This window comes from Pseudomonas sp. Tun-23181 (assembly GCF_057415455.1).
In genome coordinates, this window is record NZ_CM171630.1 from 710,394 (window position 1) to 730,625 (window position 20,232).

The 20,232-nt window shown below is 66.4% G+C and carries 18 protein-coding genes, 1 pseudogene and 1 riboswitch; of the genes and pseudogenes, 3 read left to right on the top strand and 16 right to left on the bottom strand.

Annotation, left to right across the window (positions count from 1 at the left end; translation table 11 throughout):
• Positions 1-105: 105 nt before the first annotated feature.
• Positions 106-313: riboswitch (cobalamin riboswitch) on the bottom strand.
• Between the two features lie 98 nt (positions 314-411).
• The 15 genes and pseudogenes from paaZ to paaF form a co-directional block, all read right to left on the bottom strand.
• Positions 412-2,463, bottom strand: coding sequence for a phenylacetic acid degradation bifunctional protein PaaZ (gene paaZ, locus ACDI39_RS03725; protein WP_225787815.1), 2,052 nt, complete (start codon positions 2,461-2,463; stop codon positions 412-414).
• Between the two features lie 25 nt (positions 2,464-2,488).
• Complete coding sequence (locus tag ACDI39_RS03730) at positions 2,489-3,721, bottom strand: OprD family porin (RefSeq protein WP_225787814.1); 1,233 nt, start codon at positions 3,719-3,721, stop codon at positions 2,489-2,491.
• Between the two features lie 32 nt (positions 3,722-3,753).
• A pseudogene (locus ACDI39_RS03735) lies at positions 3,754-5,322 on the bottom strand (cation acetate symporter); the annotation flags it as partial.
• Complete coding sequence (locus tag ACDI39_RS03740) at positions 5,313-5,621, bottom strand: DUF485 domain-containing protein (protein WP_225787812.1); 309 nt, start codon at positions 5,619-5,621, stop codon at positions 5,313-5,315. The pseudogene ACDI39_RS03735 and the gene ACDI39_RS03740, both read right to left, overlap by 10 nt.
• A gap of 106 nt (positions 5,622-5,727) precedes the next feature.
• Entirely contained in the window at positions 5,728-6,804 is a 1,077-nt protein-coding gene (gene paaE / locus ACDI39_RS03745) for a 1,2-phenylacetyl-CoA epoxidase subunit PaaE (RefSeq protein ID WP_225787811.1), read from the bottom strand.
• 15 nt (positions 6,805-6,819) lie between these two features.
• Complete coding sequence (paaD, locus tag ACDI39_RS03750; RefSeq protein ID WP_225787810.1) at positions 6,820-7,353, bottom strand: 1,2-phenylacetyl-CoA epoxidase subunit PaaD; 534 nt, start codon at positions 7,351-7,353, stop codon at positions 6,820-6,822.
• Entirely contained in the window at positions 7,340-8,098 is a 759-nt protein-coding gene (gene paaC / locus ACDI39_RS03755; RefSeq protein ID WP_225787809.1) for a 1,2-phenylacetyl-CoA epoxidase subunit PaaC, read from the bottom strand. Before paaC ends, paaD begins: the two co-directional genes overlap by 14 nt.
• An 8-nt stretch (positions 8,099-8,106) precedes the next feature.
• A complete protein-coding gene (gene paaB / locus ACDI39_RS03760) occupies positions 8,107-8,388 on the bottom strand; it encodes a 1,2-phenylacetyl-CoA epoxidase subunit PaaB (protein ID WP_225787808.1) in 282 nt (93 codons plus the stop codon).
• Between the two features lie 27 nt (positions 8,389-8,415).
• A complete protein-coding gene (gene paaA / locus ACDI39_RS03765) occupies positions 8,416-9,405 on the bottom strand; it encodes a 1,2-phenylacetyl-CoA epoxidase subunit PaaA (protein WP_225787807.1) in 990 nt (329 codons plus the stop codon).
• Between the two features lie 300 nt (positions 9,406-9,705).
• Positions 9,706-11,025, bottom strand: coding sequence for a phenylacetate--CoA ligase PaaK (gene paaK / locus ACDI39_RS03770; protein ID WP_225787806.1), 1,320 nt, complete (start codon positions 11,023-11,025; stop codon positions 9,706-9,708).
• A gap of 96 nt (positions 11,026-11,121) precedes the next feature.
• Positions 11,122-12,342 carry a 3-oxoadipyl-CoA thiolase gene (pcaF, locus tag ACDI39_RS03775; RefSeq protein WP_368815691.1) on the bottom strand — a complete coding sequence of 407 codons (1,221 nt, stop codon included), beginning with the start codon at positions 12,340-12,342 and terminating at the stop codon, positions 11,122-11,124.
• The gene (gene paaI / locus ACDI39_RS03780; RefSeq protein ID WP_253101460.1) at positions 12,335-12,790 is read right to left on the bottom strand and encodes a hydroxyphenylacetyl-CoA thioesterase PaaI; all 456 of its coding nucleotides are present in this window, start codon (positions 12,788-12,790) and stop codon (positions 12,335-12,337) included. Before paaI ends, pcaF begins: the two co-directional genes overlap by 8 nt.
• Positions 12,783-14,300: a 3-hydroxyacyl-CoA dehydrogenase PaaH gene (gene paaH, locus ACDI39_RS03785; RefSeq protein WP_253101483.1), complete on the bottom strand. Its 1,518-nt coding sequence runs from the start codon at positions 14,298-14,300 to the stop codon at positions 12,783-12,785. The genes paaI and paaH overlap by 8 nt, the downstream gene beginning before the upstream one ends.
• Before the next feature lie 2 nt (positions 14,301-14,302).
• Positions 14,303-15,094: a 2-(1,2-epoxy-1,2-dihydrophenyl)acetyl-CoA isomerase PaaG gene (paaG, locus tag ACDI39_RS03790; protein WP_225787802.1), complete on the bottom strand. Its 792-nt coding sequence runs from the start codon at positions 15,092-15,094 to the stop codon at positions 14,303-14,305.
• A 37-nt stretch (positions 15,095-15,131) separates the two neighbouring features.
• Complete coding sequence (paaF, locus tag ACDI39_RS03795) at positions 15,132-15,905, bottom strand: 2,3-dehydroadipyl-CoA hydratase PaaF (RefSeq protein WP_253080117.1); 774 nt, start codon at positions 15,903-15,905, stop codon at positions 15,132-15,134.
• A gap of 358 nt (positions 15,906-16,263) precedes the next feature.
• On the opposite strand from paaF, the gene paaY reads away from it, so the two are divergent.
• Together paaY and paaX are read left to right on the top strand one after the other, a co-directional pair.
• Complete coding sequence (gene paaY, locus ACDI39_RS03800) at positions 16,264-16,863, top strand: phenylacetic acid degradation protein PaaY (protein WP_225787800.1); 600 nt, start codon at positions 16,264-16,266, stop codon at positions 16,861-16,863.
• Between the two features lie 77 nt (positions 16,864-16,940).
• Entirely contained in the window at positions 16,941-17,864 is a 924-nt protein-coding gene (gene paaX, locus ACDI39_RS03805) for a phenylacetic acid degradation operon negative regulatory protein PaaX (protein ID WP_225787971.1), read from the top strand.
• Between the two features lie 273 nt (positions 17,865-18,137).
• Here paaX and ACDI39_RS03810 read toward each other — a convergent pair whose 3' ends face one another.
• Positions 18,138-19,046, bottom strand: a complete 909-nt coding sequence (locus ACDI39_RS03810) for a LysR substrate-binding domain-containing protein (protein ID WP_486537687.1) — start codon at positions 19,044-19,046, stop codon at positions 18,138-18,140.
• A 14-nt stretch (positions 19,047-19,060) separates the two neighbouring features.
• Between ACDI39_RS03810 and ACDI39_RS03815 the strand changes: the two genes are divergently transcribed.
• Complete coding sequence (locus ACDI39_RS03815) at positions 19,061-20,191, top strand: serine hydrolase domain-containing protein (protein WP_486537689.1); 1,131 nt, start codon at positions 19,061-19,063, stop codon at positions 20,189-20,191.
• Positions 20,192-20,232: the final 41 nt, after the last annotated feature.

Here is a 20,232-nt window from a genome sequence, read left to right on the forward strand (position 1 = left end):
GAGCGACCGTTGCGGGGTTGAGAAGACCCGACGGAGCGCACGCACGGAGCAATCGTGGGCACGAGGCTGCCCCAGGACCGGCCCGCGCCCGCCCACCGCGGGAGTTGCCAATTGCAGTGTCAGGCCGGTCTCCGGGCTTGCGAGGGGCGTGAGGCATTCACCTTCCCATGCCGGCGGCACAGTGGTGTGTCGAATGCATCGCTCGCTTACCGTTGCGGGGGCAGCGCCGGACTGGTCGCGCGAGGGCGAGGCACCGGCTTCCCGTTTAACCCCCCGCACGGCGGCGGGGGACACCTGAAACAGGGGCGCATCTGAGCATTTATGGCAGGGGGAGTCAACCGCGGTGGCAGGTGGGGGCCAGGCTTGCATCGCCATTGGGGACCGCTTTGCGGCCCCAAGCCCTCACGGCATTCAAGTCCGCTTGAGCACCAAGGTCAGGATGTCGTAGCTGGCCACCAGCTCACCCAGCTGGTTGGTCACCTCCACGTCCCAGGCCACCACGCCCTGGGGCTGGCCCAGCGGACTGGACTTGCCCTGGTCGATCTTGCGCTTGCAGGTCAGGCGGGCCTGGATGGTGTCGCCGATGCCCACCGGGTTGATGAAGCGCAGGGTATCCAGGCCGTAGTTGGCTAGCACCGGCCCTTCGCCCGGCGACACGAACAGCCCTGCCGCCGCGGACAGCACGAAGTAGCCATGGGCGATGCGCTTGCCAAACTGCGAGGCCTTGGCGGCGATCTCGTCGAAGTGCATGTAGAAATGGTCGCCCGACAGGCAACCGAAGTTGACCAGGTCCGCCTCGGTCACGGTACGCCGGTGGGTGAGCAGCGACTCGCCGATGCGCAGGTCGTCGAAATGACGGCGGAACGGATGCACTTCGCTCTCGATCACCTCGGCGCCACGCACGTACTCGCCGGTCACTGCCGTCAGCATGCTCGGCGAGCCTTGCACCGCCGCGCGCTGCAGGTAGTGCTTGACCGCCCGCAGGCCACCGAGCTCCTCGCCACCACCGGCCCGGCCGGGCCCGCCGTGCTTGAGCTGTGGCAAGGGGGAGCCGTGGCCGGTGGACTCCTTGGCCGCCTCGCGGTCGAGCACCAGCAGGCGCCCATGCCAGGCGGCCGCCGCCGGGATGGCCTTGGCCGCCACCGCGCGATCGGCGGTGACCAGGGTCGCCACCAGGCTGCCCTTGCCACGGGCCGCCAGGGCCAGGGCTTCGTCCAGGTCGTCGTAGGCCATCAGCGTGCTCACCGGGCCGAAGGCCTCGATGTCGTGGGCGCCGCCTTCGGCATGGGGATCGCGGGCTTGCAGCAGGGTTGGGGCGAAGAACGCGCCTTCGGCCACGCCCTCGCCGACCGGGGCGAAGCCGTCGCTCGCGCCGAATAATTGATCGCAGCTCTGGAGCAGGCTACGCACGCGCTCGCCAACATCACGCTGCTGGTCGTGGGAGGCCAGCGCACCCATGCGCACGCCTTCGACCGAAGGGTCGCCCACCACCACCTTGGCCAGGCGCTCGCGCAGGCGGGTGGCCACGGCGTCCAGGTGCCTGGCCGGGACTATGGCGCGGCGGATGGCGGTGCACTTCTGCCCGGCCTTGGTGGTCATCTCGCGCACCACCTCCTTGATGTACAGGTCGAACTCCTCGCTGTCGGGGCTGACGTCCGGGCCGAGGATGGCGCAGTTGAGCGAGTCGGCCTCGGCGGTGAATGGCACCGAGTGGCGCACCAGGTTCGGCGTTACCCGCAACTTGGCGGCGGTGTCGGCGGAGCCGGTGAAGGTCACCACGTCCTGGCCCTGCAGGCGCTCGAGCAAGTCGCCGGTGCTGCCGATCACCAGCTGCAGGCTGCCCGCCGGCAACAAGCCCGACTGGTTCATCAGGCGCACCACCGCCTCGGTCAGGTAGCTGGTCGAGGTCGCTGGCTTGACGATGCACGGCATGCCGGCGAGGAAGGTCGGGGCGAACTTCTCCAGCATCCCCCAGATCGGGAAGTTGAAGGCATTGATGTGCACCGCCACCCCGGTGCGCGGCACCAGGATATGGCTGCCAGCGAAATGCCCTTGCTTGCCCAGAGGGATGGCCGGGCCTTCGTGCACCAGGTTGCCCGAGGGCAGCTCGCGGCTGCCGATGCCGGCATAGGCGAACAACGTGGCATTGCCGCCTTCGATGTCGATCCAGCTGTCGGTACGGGTCGCGCCGCTGTGGTGGGAGAGGGCGTAGAGCTGCTCCTTGCGCTCGGCCAGGTACAGGGCCAGGGCCTTCAGACGGGCGGCACGCTGCTGGAAGTCCAGGGCCATCAGCGCGGTCAGGCCCTGGCGGCGGGCATGTTCGAGGGCTTCGGCGAAGTCCGGGCGCTCCTCGTGGCTGTAGGCCAGGACATGGCCGTCCAGGGCGCTGCGCAGGGCCTGGGCGCCGTGCTGGCCGATCCAGCGGCCGGCGATGAAGCTTTGCAGGGTTGGGGCGTCAGACATGCTGTTCTCCTGTTGAGGGGCGCTGTTACCACAGCGCCAGGGTGTAGCCGATGATCAGGCGGTTCTCGTCCACGGCATTGTTCAGGCCATTGCCGGAACGGAAGGTGACGTTGCGCCAGCGCAGGCTGACGTCCTTGAACGGCCCGCTCTGGATGACGTAGGTGATGTCGGTGTCGCGTTCGCGCTCGCGGCCGTTGCCCGAGGTCGGGGTCTGGGCATGGCGGCCGTCGGTGTAGCGGGTCATGAAGCTCAGGCCGGGGATGCCGAGGGCGACGAAGTCGTAGTCGTAGCGCAACTGCCAGGAGTCGATCCCGGCGCGGGTGAAGGTGTTGTAGGTGACCAGGTTGACGGTGTACGGGTCGCCGCCGTTGAGGAATGGGAAGGCACTGTCGCCGGACATCTGCTGCCAGGTGGCGGAGAACTTGTGGGCCCGCACGCCAAGGGTGAACAGGGCGTTGAAGTTACGGTTGTCGATGTTGCCGGCACGCTCGGCGCCGTCGCCACGGCTGTCGAAGTAGCGCAGGTCGGTGCGCAGGCTCACGCCTTCGGCCAGCGGCTGGGTGTGGACCAGGCCCAGGTACTGCTGGCGATAGATCTCGTCGAGCTTGGCGTAGTAGTAGCTCAGGCTGGTCTGCGGGGTGATCGCGTAGCTGCCGCCGGCGAAGTCGAAGTGGTCGCTGCTGGCCGCGCCGTAGCCGATGTCGTCGCGCCCGGAGGAATCGCGCAGGTTGGCCTTGGTCAGGCGCCCGGCGTTGACGGTCAGGCCGTCGAGTTCCTGGCTGGTCAGCAAGCCGCCCTGGAAGGTCGAGGCCAGCAGGCGGGTGTCGTTGTACACCACCACCGGCAGGATCGGCTGCAGGGTGCCCAGGCGCAGGGTGCTCTTCGACACCCGCAGCTTGCCGGTCAGGCCCAGTTCGCTGTAGTCGTCGACCGGTTCATGGCTGTTCGGGCCGAAGGGCAGCAGGCCGGTGTTGCGCCGATCGCGGCTGGCGTCGAGCTTGATGCCCAGCTGGCCGATGGCGTCCACGCCGACGCCAACCGGGCCATCGGTGAAGCCCGACTCGAGGCGTGCGGTGAAACCCTGGCCCCATTCCTCGGCCTTGGCCTGGGGCGCATTGTCCTGGCGCAAGTCGCGGTTGATGTAGTGGTTGCGTATCTCCAGCCGTGCCTGGCTGTCGCCGATGAAATCCGCCATGGCCGGCAGGGGCAGGACGAGGCTGGCCAACCAGGCGGCCGACTTGAAGCGAGTGTGGTTCATTGTTGTTGTACCCGACATTCGATGTTCAAGGATCAGTGCTTGCTGGCGCCGGCGGCGCCGATACCGGTCATGGAGCGAATGAACTGGGCCAGGTAGCGTCCGCGCTCCTGGTTGGCCCGCTCGGAGCCGTCGGTGACCGAGAACGCCCAGGCACCGAGGAAGGCCAGGGTCATGGAGAACAGCGCCGGGTTGCTGTAGGGGAACAGCGCCTGTTCGTTGTGCAGTACGTTGACCCACACCGCCGGGCCCAGCACCACCAGGACGATCGCCGAGACCAGCCCGGCCATGCTGCCGCAGACCGCGCCACGGGTGGTCAGGCCCTTCCAGAACATCGAGAGCAGCAGCACCGGGAAGTTGACCGAGGCGGCGACGGCCAGTACCAGGCCGGAGAGGAAGGCGATGTTCTGCGACTCGAACACCAGGCCCAGGACGATGGCCAGCACGCCGATCACCAGGGTGGCGATCCGCGATACGCGCATCTCTTCCTGCTCGCTGGCCTGGCCCTTGCGCACCACGCAGGCGTACAGGTCGTGGGAGATCGCCGAGGCGCCGGACAGCGCCAGGCCTGCTACCACCGCCAGGATGGTGGCGAAGGCCACCGCCGAGATGAAACCGAGGAACAGGTTGCCGCCCACGGCCTGGGCCAGGTGCACCGCGACCATGTTGCCGCCGCCGATGATCGCGCCACTGGCGTCGCGGTAGGCCGGCTCGGTGCCGACCATGACGATGGCGCCGAAGCCGATGACGATCAGCAGCAGGTAGAAGTAGCCGATGAAGCCGGTGGCGTAGAACACGCTCTTGCGCGCTTCCTTGGCATCGCTGACGGTGAAGAAACGCATCAGGATGTGCGGCAGGCCGGCGGTACCGAACATCATGCCCAGGCCCAGGGAAATGGCGTCGATCGGGTTCGACAGCAGGGCGCCGGGGGCCATGATCGCCTGGCCCTTGGCATGCACGGCCACGGCGCTGGCGAACATTTGCTCGGTGCTGTAGCCGAAGTGGCGCAGCACCATGAAGGCCATGAAGGTGGTGCCCGAGAGCAGCATGACGGCCTTGATGATCTGCACCCAGGTGGTGGCGAGCATGCCGCCGAAGGTGACGTACAGCACCATCAGCACGCCGACCAGGACCACCGCGTAGAGGTAGCTGATACCGAACAGCAGTTCGATCAGCTTGCCAGCGCCGACCATCTGCGCCACCAGGTACATCAGCGCCACGGCCAGGGTGCCGAAGGCCGAGGTCAGGCGTACCGGGGCCTGGGCCAGGCGGTAGGAGACCACGTCGGCGAAGGTGTACTTGCCCAGGTTGCGCAGGCGCTCGGCGATCAGGAACAGGATGATCGGCCAGCCGGCGAGTACGCCCAGGGCATACAGCAGGCCGTCGTAGCCGTTCATGAACATCATGGCCGAGATGCCCAGGAAGGAGGCGGCGCTGATCATGTCGCCGGCGATCGCCAGGCCGTTCTGCATGCCGCTCAGGCCGCCGCCGGCGGTGTAGAAGTCGCTGGCCGAACGGGTGCGCGCCGCGGCCCAGCGGGTCACCAGCAGGGTGAAGCAGACGAACACCATGAACATCGAGATGGCGGTCCAGTTCATTGCGCGCACTCCTGCTTGACCTTTTCGTTGAGCGGGTCGAGGACGTTGTTGGCGCGGTGCACGTAGAGGCCGGTGAGAAGGAAGGACAGCAGCACCATGAGCACGCCGACCAGCATGCCGACGCTGGTCACGCCGCCGGCGAGGGACTGGCCGAGCACGCCGGGGGCGAAGGCCACCAGCAGGACGAAGCCGTAGTAGGCCACCAGCATGGTCAGGGTCAGGCTGCCGTTGAGGCGGCGCTTGTGGTGTACCAGGTGCTGGAAGTCGGGGTGGTTGCTGATGCTTTCGATGCGTTCGGGGGTCATGGGAAGCGATCTCTTTGGTGTTGTAATTGTTCTTTCAGGTCACGCGGGTGTTGCGGTGTCGCTGGGGCCCATTCGCGAGCAAGCCCGCGAAGCAGGCGCCCCGGTATCAGAGCTGGTCGAAATCGAGCACCACCTTGTCGCTCACTGGGTAGGTCTGGCACGACAGCACGTACCCGGCCGCTACCTCGTAGTCCTCCAGCGCATGGTTGCTGTCCATCTCCACCTCGCCCTCGACCACCTTGCACTTGCAGGTCGAGCAGACCCCGGCCTTGCACGAGTAGGGCAGCTCGGCACCGATGGCATTGCCGGCATCGAGGATGTTCTGGGTGTTGCGCGGCAGGTCGAACGTCAGGGCACGGCCATCGCTGATCACGGTGATGTGGCTCAGCGCCGAGTCCACCTGCCGGGCGGCCTCGCGTGCCTCGCGGCGGGCCTGGTTGCCGGTGGCGGCGAACAGCTCGAAATGGATGCGCTCCTTGGCCATGCCGTTGGCCTGCAGGCTCTCGCGCACGGTCTCGGTCATGGCCTGGGGGCCGCAGATGAAGGCGGCGTCCAGGGCGCGCACGTCGAGCCAGCGGGAAAACAGCTGGCCGCACTTGTCGGCGTCGATACGGCCGTTGTAGAGGTCGACGTCCTGTTGCTCGCGGCTGAACACGAAGATCAGGTTCAGGCGGTCGAGGTAGCGGTTCTTCAGGTCCTCGAGCTTGTCGCGAAACAGCGCCCCGGAGCTGGAGCGGTTGCCGTAGAGCAGGGTGAAGCGGCTATTGGGCTCGCTGGCCAGGGTGGTGGCGATGATCGACAGGATCGGCGTGATGCCGCTGCCGGCCGCCACGCCCAGGTAGTGGCCGTGGCGCTCCGGGTCCAGCGGCACGAAGAAGCTGCCGCTCGGCGGCATCACTTCCAGTTGCTGGCCCGCCTTGAGCGCATCGTTGGCGAAGGCCGAGAAGCGCCCGCCCGGCACGCGCTTGACGGCCACACGCAATTCGCCGTCCTGCACCGCGCTGCAGATGGAGTAGGAGCGGCGCACTTCCTCGTCGTCCAACCGGGTGCGCATGACCAGGTACTGGCCCTGGGTGAAACGGAACTGCGCCTGCAGGTGCGCCGGCACGTCGAAGAGGATGGACACCGCGTCGCGGGTCTCGCTGCGCACTTGCTTGATGGTCAGGCTGTGAAACTGGCTCATGGCGTTCTCCACGGCTCAAATGCATTTGAAATAGTCGAAAGGCTCCAGGCACTCGCGGCAGCGGTACAGCGCCTTGCAGGCCGTGGAGCCGAACTGGCTGAGCAGCTCGGTGTGGGCGCTGCCGCACTGCGGGCAGCACACCTGGGGCGGTTGGCCGAGCAGGCTGCGCTTGCTGTGGCTGCCCTCGGGCGGGGCGATGCCATAGGCGCGCAGCCGTTCCCGGCCTTGGGGGCTGATCCAATCGGTGCTCCAGGCCGGGGTCAGGCGGCGTTCCAAGGCTGGCTCGGCGAAACCGGCCTGTTCCAGGGCCTGGCGTATGTCACCTTCGATCACCTCGGTCGCCGGGCAACCGGAGTAGGTCGGTGTCACCACCAGGTGCAGGTGTCCGGCGTGCCAGCCCAGGTCGCGGACGATGCCCAGGTCGACCACGCTGACCACCGGCACTTCCGGGTCCATCACCTGCTCCAGCACCTCCCAGGCCCGGGCCAGGTCGTCGTGCCGGGGCGCCCGGGCGCCGCGGTCGCTGGCGATCAGCTCACCAGGTCGCATCGGGATAGGCCCGCGGCAGGAACTGCATCTCGGCCAGCAGCAGGCCCAGGTGCTCGGTGTGCAGGCCCTTGCGCCCGTCCAGGTAGAAGTGGCTGGCGGCCTTGGGCAGCGGCAGCTCGACGCTGGCGAAGGTCGCGTTCACCTGCTTTAGCCAGGCGCTCCCGACCTGGGCCGGGTCGGCGGCGATACCGGCTTCGGCCAGGCGCGCTTCGGTATCGCTGCCGGCGACCAGTTCCACGGTGAAGCGCCACAAGGCCGGGATCGCCTCGAGCATGCGCTGGCGGCTTTCCTCGGTACCGCCTCCCAGGCGTTGCACCCATTCGCCGGAACGGCGCAGGTGGTAGGTGACTTCCTTGACCGCCTTGGCGGCGATGCCGGCGATGCGCTCGTCGCTGGAGCGGGCCAGGCCTTCGAGCATCGCCAGGTGCCAGGCGTCGTAGAAGAACTGCTTGGCCATGGTCACGGCGAAGTCGCCGTTGGGCTGCTCGACCAGCAACAGGTTGCGGTACGCCCGCTCGTCCCGGCGAAAAGCCAGGGCGTCGGCATCACGGCCGTCGTCGAGCAGCTCGGCGGCGTATTCCAGCCAGTTGCGCGCCTGGCCCACCAGGTCGAGGCCGACGTTCATCAGCGCCAGTTCTTCTTCCAGGGCCGGTGCCCGGCCACACCACTCGCACAGGCGCTGGCCCTGGACCAGGGCGCTGTCGCCGAGCAGCAGCAGGTATTGGATGAGGTCTTCTCTATGCATGGCTGGCCTCACATGTGTCCGACTTCTTCGGGCAGCTCGTAGAAGCTGGCGTGGCGATAGACCTTGTCGTCCGAGGGGGCGAACAGTGGGTCTTTCTCGTCGGGCGAGGAGGCGGTGATCAGCGCCGAGGGCACCACCCACAGGCTGACGCCCTCGCTGCGGCGGGTGTAGAGCTCGCGGGCGTTCTCGATGGCCATGACGGCATCGGCGGCATGCACGCTGCCCACGTGCTTGTGGTTCAGGCCGTGCTTGCTGCGCACGAAGACTTCATAGAGGGTCCAGACAGACATGTTCGATTCTCCGCATCAATCGCCGCTTCAGGCGGCGTTCTTGTTCTGTTGCTTGCGTGCGTAGGCCACCGCGGCCTCGCGTACCCAGGCGCCGTCTTCGATGGCCTTGCGGCGGGTGGCCACGCGCTCCTGGTTGCAGGGGCCGTTGCCCTTGATGACTTCGTAGAACTCGTCCCACTGGATCTCGCCGAAGTCGTAGTGGCCGCGAGCCTCGTTCCACTTCAGGTGCGGGTCGGGCGCGGTGCAGCCGAGCAGCTCCAGTTGCGGTACGGTCTGGTCGATGAAGCGCTGGCGCAGTTCGTCGTTGGTCTGGCGCTTGATCTTCCAGGCCATGGACTGGGCGCTGTTGGGGGAATGCTCGTCGCTGGGGCCGAACATCATCAGTGCCGGCCACCACAGGCGGTTGATGGCGTCCTGGACCATGTCCTTCTGCGCCTGGGTGCCGTGGCGCATCATGGTCAGCAGCAGTTCGTAGCCCTGGCGCTGGTGGAAGCTCTCTTCCTTGCAGATGCGGATCATGGCGCGGGAGTAGGGGCCGTAGGAGGTGCGCTGCAGCACCACCTGGTTGACGATGGCGGCGCCATCGACCAGCCAACCCACCGCGCCCATGTCGGCCCAGCTCAGGGTCGGGTAGTTGAAGATGCTCGAATACTTGGCCTTGCCGCTGTGCAGCTTGGCGATCTCCTCGTCGCGGTCGGCGCCGAGGGTTTCCATGGCGCTGTACAGGTACAGGCCGTGACCGGCCTCGTCCTGGATCTTGGCCATCAATTGCAGCTTGCGCTTGAGGGTCGGGGCACGGGTGACCCAGTTGCCTTCGGGCAGCATGCCGACGATTTCCGAATGAGCGTGTTGGGAGATCTGCCGGATCAGCGTCTGGCGGTAGGCCTCGGGCATCCAGTTCTTGGCTTCGATCTTGATTTCCGCGTCGATCTTCTCCTGGAAGGCGCGCTCCTCGGGCGACATCTCTTCCAGCGACTTGACACGCTTTACACCGGTTTCCACTAGCTGTGCGTACATGTTCCGACTCCTGCCCTGGGGCTGGTTAAGGCATGAGTCATTTATAAGCGATACAAAACATAACATCAAACACATTTTGATGTATCGGATAAGATTTATGTATCGCATTCCTAGGACTGCTTTGCAGCCCATTCGCGGCGGTCCGGCGTCCCGGCAAGCCCACCGCGCATGGCCCGGCAGGCTGCATCATCTACGATCAACTCGGTCCTTGTGGGAGCGGGCTTGCCCGCGAATCGGCCGCAAGGCCTGCGCAAAAAAAAGCCCCGGACCAGGCCGGGGCGTAAAGAGGCAGCCGATGAGTCAGCTGGCCAACCGTTTGTCGTACACGTGGCAGGCCTTGCCCTCCGAGCGCCTGAGGGTGCCGCAGGGCTGCAGCACCACCTGGGTGCTGATGCCGATGTAGGTCTTGATCTGGCGGCTCAGCTCACTGGTCAACTGCTTGCGCTGCGCCTCGTCCAGTACCTGGCATTCACCGCGTAGCTCCACGTGCACCTCGACGCTGTCGAGGTTGCCATTACGATACAGATGAATCTCGTACAGCTCGGAAAATTGTTTGATTTTCAGCACCTGCTCCTCGATCTGCGTCGGGAACACATTGACCCCGCGGATGATCAGCATGTCGTCGCTGCGCCCGGTGATCTTGCCGATGCGCCGCATCGGCCGCGCCGTGCCAGGCAGCAGGCGGGTCAGGTCGCGGGTGCGGTAGCGCACCATCGGCAGGGCTTCCTTGCTCAGCGAGGTGAACACCAGCTCGCCCAGTTGGCCGTCCGGCAACACCTCGCCGGTCACCGGGTCGATGATCTCGGGGTAGAAATGGTCTTCCCAGATGGTCGGGCCATCCTTGGTCTCGAGGCACTCCATGGCCACGCCAGGCCCCATGATTTCCGACAGGCCGTAGATGTCCAGGGCGTCGATCCCCAGGCGCTGCTCGATGGAGCGGCGCAGTTCGTCGGTCCAGGGCTCGGCACCGAAGATGCCCAGGCGCAGCTTGAGGTCGTGCGGATCGATGCCCTGGCGTTCGATCTCGTCGGCCAGGTTGAGCATGTATGACGGCGTGACCATGATGATGTCGGGCTGGAAGTCGCGGATCAGTTGCACCTGCTTCTCGGTCTGGCCGCCGGACATGGGGATCACCGTGCACCCCAGGCGTTCGGCGCCGTAGTGGGCGCCCAGGCCGCCGGTGAACAGGCCGTAGCCATAGGAGACATGCACCTTGTCGCCCTTGCGCCCGCCGGCGGCACGGATCGAACGGGCGACCACGTTGGCCCAGGTGTCGATGTCGTTCTGGGTGTAGCCGACCACCGTCGGCTTGCCGGTGGTGCCGCTGGAGGCGTGCAGGCGCACGACCTGCTCCTGGGGCACGGCGAACATGCCGTAGGGGTAGTTGTCGCGCAGATCGTTCTTGCCGGTGAAGGGGAATTTCGCCAGGTCGTCGAGCGTCTTCAGGTCGTCGGGGTGGGCGCCGCACGCGTCGAAGCGCTCGCGGTACAGTGGCACATGCGCGTAGGCGTGCTTCAGGCTCCAGCGCAGGCGCTCCAGCTGGTGCTGGCGCAGCGCGTCGAGGCTGGCGGTTTCCATCGGGTCAAGCAGGGCGCGTTCGGCATCGTGGTACATGTTCATGGCTTCACTCGAGTTGTTCTTGTACGCCGCCCAGGGGCGGTGAGTGTCATGGAAGGCAGCATACTGCCCTTGTCGTGTTCGGTCTCAGGCCATTGGTCAGAGGCGCTCCAGGACCAGGGCGATACCCTGGCCGACGCCGATGCACATGGTGCACAGGGCATAGCGCCCGCCACGCTCCTCCAGTTCGTGCAAGGCGGTGGTGACCAGGCGGGCACCGCTCATGCCCAGCGGGTGGCCCAGGGCGATGGCGCCGCCGTTGGGGTTGACGCGTGCATCGTCGTCCGCCAGGCCCAGCTCGCGTAGGACCGCCAGCCCTTGGGCGGCGAACGCTTCGTTGAGCTCGATGACGTCCATGTCGGCCAGCGACAGGCCGGTCAGCGCCAATACCTTGCGCGTCGCCGGTGCCGGGCCGATGCCCATGATCCGTGGCTCGACGCCCGCCACCGCCATGCCGACGATCCGCCCGCGGGCCTTCAGACCATGGCGCCGGGCTGCCGCGCTGCTGGCCAGCAACAGGGCGCAGGCGCCGTCGTTGATCCCCGAGGCATTGCCGGCGGTGACGCTGCCGCCTTCGCGAAACGGCGTGCCCAGGCGCGCCAATTGTTCAAGGGTGGTGTCGCCACGCGGGTGCTCGTCCTGCTCCACGCACCTGGCCGGGCCTTTGCGCTGGGGGATCTGCACCGCCACGATCTCCCGTGCCAGGCGCCCACGGGCCTGGGCCGCGGCGGCCTTCTGCTGGCTGCGCAGGGCGAAGGCGTCCTGGTCCTGGCGCGAGATGCCAAACTGCTCGGCAACGTTCTCGGCGGTCTCGGGCATCGAGTCGATGCCGTACTGCGCTTGCATCCGCGTGTTGACGAAGCGCCAGCCGATGGTGGTGTCGTACAGCTCGGCAGTGCGCCCGAACGCCTGCTCGGCCTTGCCCATGACGAACGGCGCGCGGGACATGGATTCCACGCCGCCGGCCAGCATCAGCCCGGCTTCGCCGCAGCGCAGGGCGCGGGCGGCGCTGCCGATGGCGTCGAGCCCGGAACCGCACAGGCGGTTGAGGGTGGTGCCCGGCACCTCGGTCGGCAGGCCGGCGAGCAGGGCGGCCATGCGGGCCACGTTGCGGTTGTCTTCGCCGGCCTGGTTGGCGCAGCCGAGGATCACGTCGTCGATGGCGCGCCAGTCCAACTCGGGGTGGCGCTCGATCAGGGCCTTGATCGGCACCGCCGCCAGGTCGTCGGCACGCACCGCGCTCAGGGCGCCGCCATAACGGCCGATCGGCGTGCGCACGGCGTCGATGATCAAGGCATCGCAGAGGGTAGGTTCAGTCATCTTGCGTCTCCTGCGCCAGCACCGTGCCGCGCACTTTGTAGGATTTACCGTGGAACAGGGCCACCAGCTCGCCGCGCTGGTTCTCCACCCGCACGTCGTACAGGCCGGTACGGCCCTTGCGGCTGAGTTCGCTGGCAGTGGCGGTCAACTGGTCGTCGCGCAATGCCGGCGCCAGGTAGTCGATGCTGCACCCCAGGGCCACGGTGGTCTCGTCATATGAATTGCAGGCGAAAGCGAAGGCCGAGTCGGCCAAGGCGAACAGGTAGCCGCCGTGGCAGGTGCCGTGGCCCTGGATCATGTCGGCGCGCACCGGCATGCCCAGGCGGGCACGGCCGGGGCCGATCTCCAGCAGGCGAATGCCCATGGCCTGGGTCGCCTGGTCGCGGGAGAACATGGCATCGGCGCAGGCCTGGGCCAGTTCCTCGGGGGTACGGTGCGGGTCAGCCATGCAGGCGGCCTCCTTCGGCGTGGATGCGACGCAGCAGCAGAGAAGGGCGGTAGCGGGTCTCGCCGTAGCTGTGCTGCAGGTGTTCGAGCACCTTCAGGGTGTAGCCGACGCCGAGCTGATCGGCCCAGGCCAGCGGCCCCTGGGGATAGTTGACCCCGGCGCACATGGCCAGGTCGATGTCGCCCGGCGTGCCGACGCCCTGCAACATGGCGTCGGCGGCCTCGTTGGCCAGGCAGGCCACGGTACGCAGCACCACCAGGCCGGGCAGGTCGGCGACAGCGGTCACCTGCAGGCCCGCCTGGCGTAGCAGGGCCACTGCTTGGTCGCGGGCCTGGGCGGTGGTGTCGGCGGACCAACTGATGGCGATGCGCGAGGCGCTGGCGTAGTCCAGGGCCAGGTCGAGCAGCACCAGGTTGCGCAGGCCGTCCTCCCGGGCACGCTGGCTGGCCAGGCGGCCATCGGACAGCGCCAGGGTGGCGTCGCCGACCCGCAGCAGTCCGCTGCCGGCCCGCTCGGTCACACCGATGCCGCTGGCCCGCAGGCGTGGCAGCAGCGCGTGCAAGGGGCCGGGCTGGCCCTCGACCACGCAGCGTTCGACACGGGCCTGGCTGTGCAGCTCGGCTGCCTGCGGGCGTTCGGCACCCGCGGCGTAGTCGTAGAAGCCCTGGCCGCTCTTGCGGCCGAGGCGTCCGGCGTCAACCAGCTCCTTTTGCACCAGCGAAGGCTGGAAGCGGAAATCGCCGTGGAAAGCATCGAAGACCGAGCAGGTGACGGCATAGTTGACGTCGTGGCCGATCAGGTCGGTGAGCTCGAAGGCGCCCATGCGAAAACCACCGGCCTCGCGCAACAGGGCGTCGAGGCTGGCGCAGTCGGCGGCACCTTCCTGCAGCAGGCGCAGGCTTTCGGCGTAGAACGGCCGCGCCACGCGGTTGACGATGAACCCGGGCGTGGAGCGGGTATGCACGGGCTGCTTACCCCAGGCCTTGGCCGTGTCGTACAGGGTGGCGGCCAGGGTCGGGTCGGTGGCCAGGCCCGAGACGATCTCCACCAGGGCCATCAAGGGGGCGGGGTTGAAGAAGTGCATGCCGATCACCCGCTGTGGCCGGCGCAGGCCGGCGGCCAGGCTGGTGATCGACAACGACGAGGTATTGCTGGCCAGGATGCAATCTACGGTGCACAGCGCTTCGAGCTGGCGCAACAGGTCCTGCTTGACCTGCAGGTTCTCGACGATCGCCTCGATCACCAGGTGTGCCTCGCCCAGTACATCGAGGGTTTCGACCGGCTGCAGGCGGGCCGTGATCGCCTCGCGCGTGCTGGCATCGAGCCGGCCTTTTTCCACCAGGCGGCCGAGCTGGCGATCGATGCCTTGCACGGCTTGGCTCGCGGCGCCGGGGCGATTGTCATACAGCATGACCGGGTGACCGGCCTGGGCAGCGACCTGGGCGATGCCGGCACCCATGGCGCCGGCGCCGATCACGGCCACCTGGGCATTGCTAGGGAGGGCGGCCATGGTCAGCACCCCTTGAACGCGGGGGCGCGCTTGTCCATGAAGGCGCTGACGCCTTCGCGGTAGTCTGCGCTGCGCCCGGCCAGGCGTTGCAGGTCGCGCTCCAGCTCCAGTTGTTCGTCGAAACGATTATCGAAGCTGGCATTGAGGCCACGTTTGATGAGTGCCAGGCCGTAGGTTGGTTGGGTCGCCAGGTGGCGTGCGAGTTTGAGTGCCTCGTCGCGCAGGTCGGTATCGTCCACCACGCGGTGGATCAGCCCCCATTGCTCGGCCTGCTCGGCGCTCAAGCGCTCGCCGAGCATGGCCAGGGCCTTGGCCCGTGCCATACCGACCAGCCGTGGCAATAACCAGGTTCCGCCGGAGTCCGGGACCAGGCCGATCTTGCAGAATGCCTGGATGAAGCTGGCCGAACGCGCGGCAAGCACCAGGTCGCAGGCCAGCGGGAGGTTCGCCCCGGCGCCGGCGGCCACGCCGTTGACCGCGCAGATCACCGGCAGCGGCAGGTCGCGCAGGGTGCGCACCAGGGGGTTGTAGAACCGTTCGATGGACTCGCCCAGGTCGGGCATCTGCGCACCGGGTGCCACGTTGCGGTCGGACAGGTCCTGGCCGGCGCAGAAGCCACGGCCTTCGCCGGTCAGCAGCAGGACCCGGGCCTGTTCGCTCTGGCGTACCTGCTTGAGCGCCTCGCGCACCTCCAGGTGCATCTGGGTATTGAAGCTGTTCAGCTGCTCCGGCCGATTCAGCGAGAGGAGGGCGACGCCGTCCTCGATGGAAAACAGGATGTGCTCGAAAGTCATGACAGACTCGCTCCGTCAGTCGGTGGGAATAGGTGGATCAATGCCCCTGGAAGTGGGCCGGGCGTTTTTCCTGGAAGGCGCGGATGCCTTCGTCGCGGTCGGCGGTGCCGGCCAGCAGGGTGAAGGCGTGGCGTTCGAAGCGCAGGCCCGTGGCCAGGTCGGTGTCCTGGGCCTTGAGCAGGGCCTCCTTGGCCAGGCGCACCGCCAGTGGCGCCTGGCGGGCGATGGTGCGGGCCACCTGCAGGGCGCGCTCGACCGCCAGTTCCGGCTGGGTGACCTCGCTGACCAGGCCGGCCTGCAGGGCATGGCGGGCGGTGATGGCCTCGCCGCCGAGCACCATCTGCATGGCCAGCGGCTTGCCGACCGCGCGCAGCAGGCGTTGGGTGCCGCCGGCACCGGGGATGATGCCGAGGTTGATCTCGGGTTGGCCGAAGCGGGCATCCTCGCCGGCGATGACGATGTCGGCGCACATGACCAGCTCGCAGCCGCCGCCGAGGGCGAAGCCGTTCACGGCGGCGACCAGGGGTTTGGGAAACGCGGCGATGCGCTGCCAGTGGGCCACGCGGGGGTCGTTGAGAATGCCGACCAGGTCACGCTCGGCCATCTCGCGGATATCTGCGCCGGCGGCGAAGGCCTTGCGGCTGCCAGTGAGCACCACGGCGCGAGTCTCGGCGTCGCGCTCGGCCTCGTCCAGCGTTGCCGCAAGTTCGGCCAGCAGCTCGGTGCAGAGGGCGTTGAGGGCTTCCGGCCGTTGCAAGGTGATGAGGCGGACGCCGTCCTCGGGCGCCTGTACAACGAGGTAACGAGGCATGCTGGGTTCCTCAGGCTGCACGCACGGCACTGTCATGGCCGGCATATCTTGGAATTGTCTGCAGGGGCAGGGGGCTTGGCGCCGGTCATGCCCAGGTGCGATCCAGTATATGCCTATTGCGATACAAAACATCAACATCAAAATTGCATTTATGTGTCTATTCTGTTTCTTTGCCTGAGGTTTTCCTGCTGAAAAACTACCTATTTTTTGTATTTTCGTGGGTTTTTCTGCTTTATTATTCATTTTTTGGAATATTTTCTAGCCCCCAGGAAAGCGATACAGAATGATTGGCAATTGACGATCGCGATCATCGTGATACATGATTTGCTCAGTTCCTGAATCACTTTGGAGATGCGACATGCCCTGCTACCGCCTGGACGGCCTGACTCCCGTGGTCCACCCAAGCGCCTACGTGCATCCGAGCGCGGTACTGATTGGCGACGTGATCGTCGGTCCTCGCTGCTATGTAGGGCCGCTGGCCTCCCTGCGCGGAGATTTCGGGCGCATCGTCCTGGAAGCGGGTGCGAACCTTCAGGACACGTGCGTGATGCACGGCTTCCCGGGTGGTGACACGGTGGTCGAGCGCAACGGCCATGTCGGCCATGGGGCGGTCCTGCATGGTTGCCGGGTGGGCGAGGATGCCCTGGTCGGCATGAATGCCGTGGTCATGGATGGCGCGCACATCGCGCCACGCTGCATCGTCGCGGCCACGGCGTTCGTCAAGGCGGGTTTCATGTGTGCCGAGCAAAGCCTGGTGGTCGGATCGCCCGCCGTGGTCAAACGCCCACTCACGGAGCAGGAGGTCGCCTGGAAGCAACGCGGCACGGCCGAGTACCAGGCCCTGGCCCAACGCTGCATGACGGCGCTGGTGGAATGCCCGCCGCTGGCCGAGGTCGAACCGGCGCGCCCGCGCATGGGCGACTCAGGCTTCAGGCCCAAGGGGGAGGCGGGCGCATGAATGTCGCACTGCGCCGCGATGGCCAGGCCGCCCGGCGTACAGGTATAGTCGGGGCTTTGTCCGCTTCCAGTGCCGTCATGAGCAGCCTTGCACCCCTGAACAACCTGATCACCCGTTTCCAGGAGCAGACGCCGATCCGCGCCAGCTCGCTGATCATCACCCTGTACGGCGATGCCATCGAGCCCCATGGTGGTACCGTCTGGCTGGGCAGCCTGATCAACCTGCTCGAGCCGATCGGTATCAACGAGCGGCTGATCCGTACCTCGATCTTCCGCCTGACCAAGGAAGGCTGGCTGACCGCCGAGAAGGTCGGGCGGCGCAGCTACTACAGCCTGACCGGTACCGGCCGCCGGCGCTTCGAGAAGGCCTTCAAGCGGGTCTACAGCGCCAGCTTGCCGGCCTGGGACGGGGCCTGGACGCTGGTCCTGCTGTCGCAGCTGGATGCCGCCCGGCGCAAGGCGGTACGCGAAGAGCTGGAGTGGCAGGGCTTTGGCGTCATCGCCCCGAACGTGCTGGGCTGTCCACGCGCCGATCGCGCGGATCTTGCCGCCACCCTGCGCGAGCTGGATGCCAGCGACGACAGCATCATCTTCGAGACCCATGCCCAGGAAGTGCTGGCTTCCAAGGCCATGCGCGCCCAGGTTCGCGAAAGCTGGCGGATCGAGGAGCTGGGGCAGCACTACAGCGAGTTCATCCGCCTGTTCCGTCCGCTGTGGCAGGCCATGAAGGAACAGGAGGCGCCGAGCGCCCAGGACTGTTTCCTGGCCCGGACCTTGTTGATCCATGAATATCGCAAGTTGCTGCTGCGCGATCCGCAACTGCCGGAGGAACTGCTGCCCGGTGATTGGGAGGGCAGGGCCGCGCGGCAGTTGTGTCGCAACCTTTACCGGCTGGTGTATGCCGGGGCCGAGGCCCTGTTGGGCGAGGCGCTGGAGACGGCGGATGGGCCATTGCCCGATGCCAGTGAGAGCTTCTATCGGCGGTTTGGTGGGTTGGCCTGAGCCAGCGGTTACGGTCAGCGCCACCCCATGTCGTTGACAGCGAAGAGGAGGGGATCGAGCTGGCCAACGCCGCCCCGTTCGGCCTGAGCGGCTACCTCTTCGACGCTGATACCCGCACGCCAGGCAGGTCACGGCACGTATCGATTCGGCCACGGTGTACATCAACGAGTTGATCAAGGTCGCCGAGGTTTCCTGACTCATAAAAAATAACTCGACTAAATATTCATTTAGTCGAGTTATCAATAATCTTTATAAAGAAGCAGGGCGGTCACTTTAGGGGAGAGCGGCTGCCGGTTCAACCCTGGCTCCTGGAAATGCCTCCCGCAGGCTTCGCCCCAGCCACTCCATGAACCACAGCGCGTCGGCGCTGAGCTGTTGCTGTGCAGGTATCAGCAACTGGTAACTCTCCAACGGCACCGCCTGTTCGACGCAGCGTATCAGTGCGCCGTCCTGCAGCTCGCGAGCGACCAGCACCTCGGTGGCCAAGGCGATGCCGTGGCCGCGCTGGGCCAGATTGAGGGCAATGTCGTTGCTCATGTGCGACGTGTCGGCCTTGACCCGAAGGCGCAGCCCGTTGGCCGCGAACCAACTGTTCCACCAGGTGCCATCGTCGACGTGGATCAATCTGCAGGCTGGCAGGTTTTCCGCAGCCAGATCCGAAGGCAAGCGCGCCAGGTAGCCTGGCGAGCAGACCGGGAACACTTCAGGGCGGATGAGCACCTCACGCACGCCCGATAGCTCGCCCGGCAAGCCGTAGGCGATGCCCAGGTCGGCCTGGCGGGCATCCACGGCGGTGAAGGTGGCGTTGGGTTCGATGGCGATCTTCAGGTCGGGCCGCAGGCTACGCAAGGTCTCGATGCGCGGTGTCAGCCAACGCGAGGCGAAGGCCGGTACGCAGAGGATACGCAGCCAGCGTTCATTGTTCCGCTGTGCCAGGCGCATGCCGGCGTCGGCGAGGATCTGCAGCGCCTCGGACGCGGCCTTGTAGTAATGCGCGCCTTGCAGGGTCAGGGTCACGCCGCGCGGGGTGCGCTCGAGCAGGCGCAGGCCGAGCCAGTTCTCGAGGTTCTTCACATGTCGTCCGATCGCCGGTTGAGTGACATGCAGCGCCTGGGATGCCGCCACGTAGCTGCCCAGTCGCGCCGCGGCCTCGAAGGCACGGACGGCATTGAGCGGAGGCACAGGACACGCGGGTGGTGGGCTTTCGCAATACCTACCGGCTGTACGAGGGCGATGTCTTCGCCGCTCGTGGAGGCACGCCATATCCGTTGCCCGAGGCCAGCCCCACATTGCGCGATGTCCAGTACAGCCTCGACGGCAAACGGCATCACCTGGCGGACTACCTGGCCAACCAGAGCGTGGCGGGGTTGCTGGTGCTCAAGGACGGCAAGATCGCCTACGAATACTATGGCAAGGGCAACACGGCGCAGACCCTGTGGACCTCACGCTCGGTGGCCAAATCGGTGGTCAGCGTACTGATCGGCGTGGCTATCAAGGAAGGAAAGATCCACTCGGTGGACGACAAGATCAGCCTGTATGTCCCGGAACTCAGGGGGGCCCAGTGGCAGGACGTGACCTTGCAGCAACTCCTGCAACATACCTCAGGCGTGGAATGGGACGAGAACTACGCTTCGAAAGACTCGGATTTCTCCCACATGACCCAGTGCGAGGCCAGGCCTGATCCTTATGACTGCGTGCTGAACCTGGTCCGCTCGGTCAAGCGCAAGCCCGGGGTGAAACCGGGTGACGTCTGGTCCTATAACACCGGAGGTGCCTGGTTGGTGGGCCGTGTGCTGGAAAACGCCACAGGCATGACCATCGCCAAATACCTGGAGAGCCGCATCTGGAGCCGCTACGGCATGCAACAGGATGGCGTCTGGCATGCGCTGGTCCCGGGCAAGGTGGACATGGGCGGCCACGGCTTCAATGCCACGCTGCGCGACTGGGGTCGTTTCGGTCAATTCGTGCTCGACGGTGGCCAACGGCCTGACGGCGAGAAACTGTTGCCGGACGACTGGATCGCAAGCTCCACGCACTGGACCCAGGCCAAGGGCTCGGTAACCGCTGCGGCGCCCAACGGCCAGTACGGTTATCAATGGTGGTACAACGCACCAGCGCCGGACGCCGAGGCCGAACCGAGGAAAACAGCAAGCAGCGACAAGACCTTCTGGGCGCTGGGCATCTTCGGACAGACGATCGCGATCAATCCCGTTGAGCATCTGGTAGTAGTGCAGTGGTCGACATGGAAGAACGCTGAGACACCGAGCTCGCTGTATGACGAGCAGGCGGTGTTCGTGAATGCGGTGAGCCAGGCATTGGGTCAGTAGCAAGGACTGGTGGTGTGGCTTCGGTTGTTGTTAACCGGAGC

Bases quoted from the DNA above. Each gene is read 5' to 3' on its own strand.
- paaZ (WP_225787815.1), bottom strand. From the start codon at position 2,463: ATGTCTGACGCCCCAACCCTGCAAAGCTTCATCGCCGGCCGCTGGATC.
- ACDI39_RS03730 (WP_225787814.1), bottom strand. From the start codon at position 3,721: ATGAACCACACTCGCTTCAAGTCGGCCGCCTGGTTGGCCAGCCTCGTC.
- ACDI39_RS03740 (WP_225787812.1), bottom strand. From the start codon at position 5,621: ATGACCCCCGAACGCATCGAAAGCATCAGCAACCACCCCGACTTCCAG.
- paaE (WP_225787811.1), bottom strand. From the start codon at position 6,804: ATGAGCCAGTTTCACAGCCTGACCATCAAGCAAGTGCGCAGCGAGACC.
- paaD (WP_225787810.1), bottom strand. From the start codon at position 7,353: ATGCGACCTGGTGAGCTGATCGCCAGCGACCGCGGCGCCCGGGCGCCC.
- paaC (WP_225787809.1), bottom strand. From the start codon at position 8,098: ATGCATAGAGAAGACCTCATCCAATACCTGCTGCTGCTCGGCGACAGC.
- paaB (WP_225787808.1), bottom strand. From the start codon at position 8,388: ATGTCTGTCTGGACCCTCTATGAAGTCTTCGTGCGCAGCAAGCACGGC.
- paaA (WP_225787807.1), bottom strand. From the start codon at position 9,405: ATGTACGCACAGCTAGTGGAAACCGGTGTAAAGCGTGTCAAGTCGCTG.
- paaK (WP_225787806.1), bottom strand. From the start codon at position 11,025: ATGAACATGTACCACGATGCCGAACGCGCCCTGCTTGACCCGATGGAA.
- pcaF (WP_368815691.1), bottom strand. From the start codon at position 12,342: ATGACTGAACCTACCCTCTGCGATGCCTTGATCATCGACGCCGTGCGC.
- paaI (WP_253101460.1), bottom strand. From the start codon at position 12,790: ATGGCTGACCCGCACCGTACCCCCGAGGAACTGGCCCAGGCCTGCGCC.
- paaH (WP_253101483.1), bottom strand. From the start codon at position 14,300: ATGGCCGCCCTCCCTAGCAATGCCCAGGTGGCCGTGATCGGCGCCGGC.
- paaG (WP_225787802.1), bottom strand. From the start codon at position 15,094: ATGACTTTCGAGCACATCCTGTTTTCCATCGAGGACGGCGTCGCCCTC.
- paaF (WP_253080117.1), bottom strand. From the start codon at position 15,905: ATGCCTCGTTACCTCGTTGTACAGGCGCCCGAGGACGGCGTCCGCCTC.
- paaY (WP_225787800.1), top strand. From the start codon at position 16,264: ATGCCCTGCTACCGCCTGGACGGCCTGACTCCCGTGGTCCACCCAAGC.
- paaX (WP_225787971.1), top strand. From the start codon at position 16,941: ATGAGCAGCCTTGCACCCCTGAACAACCTGATCACCCGTTTCCAGGAG.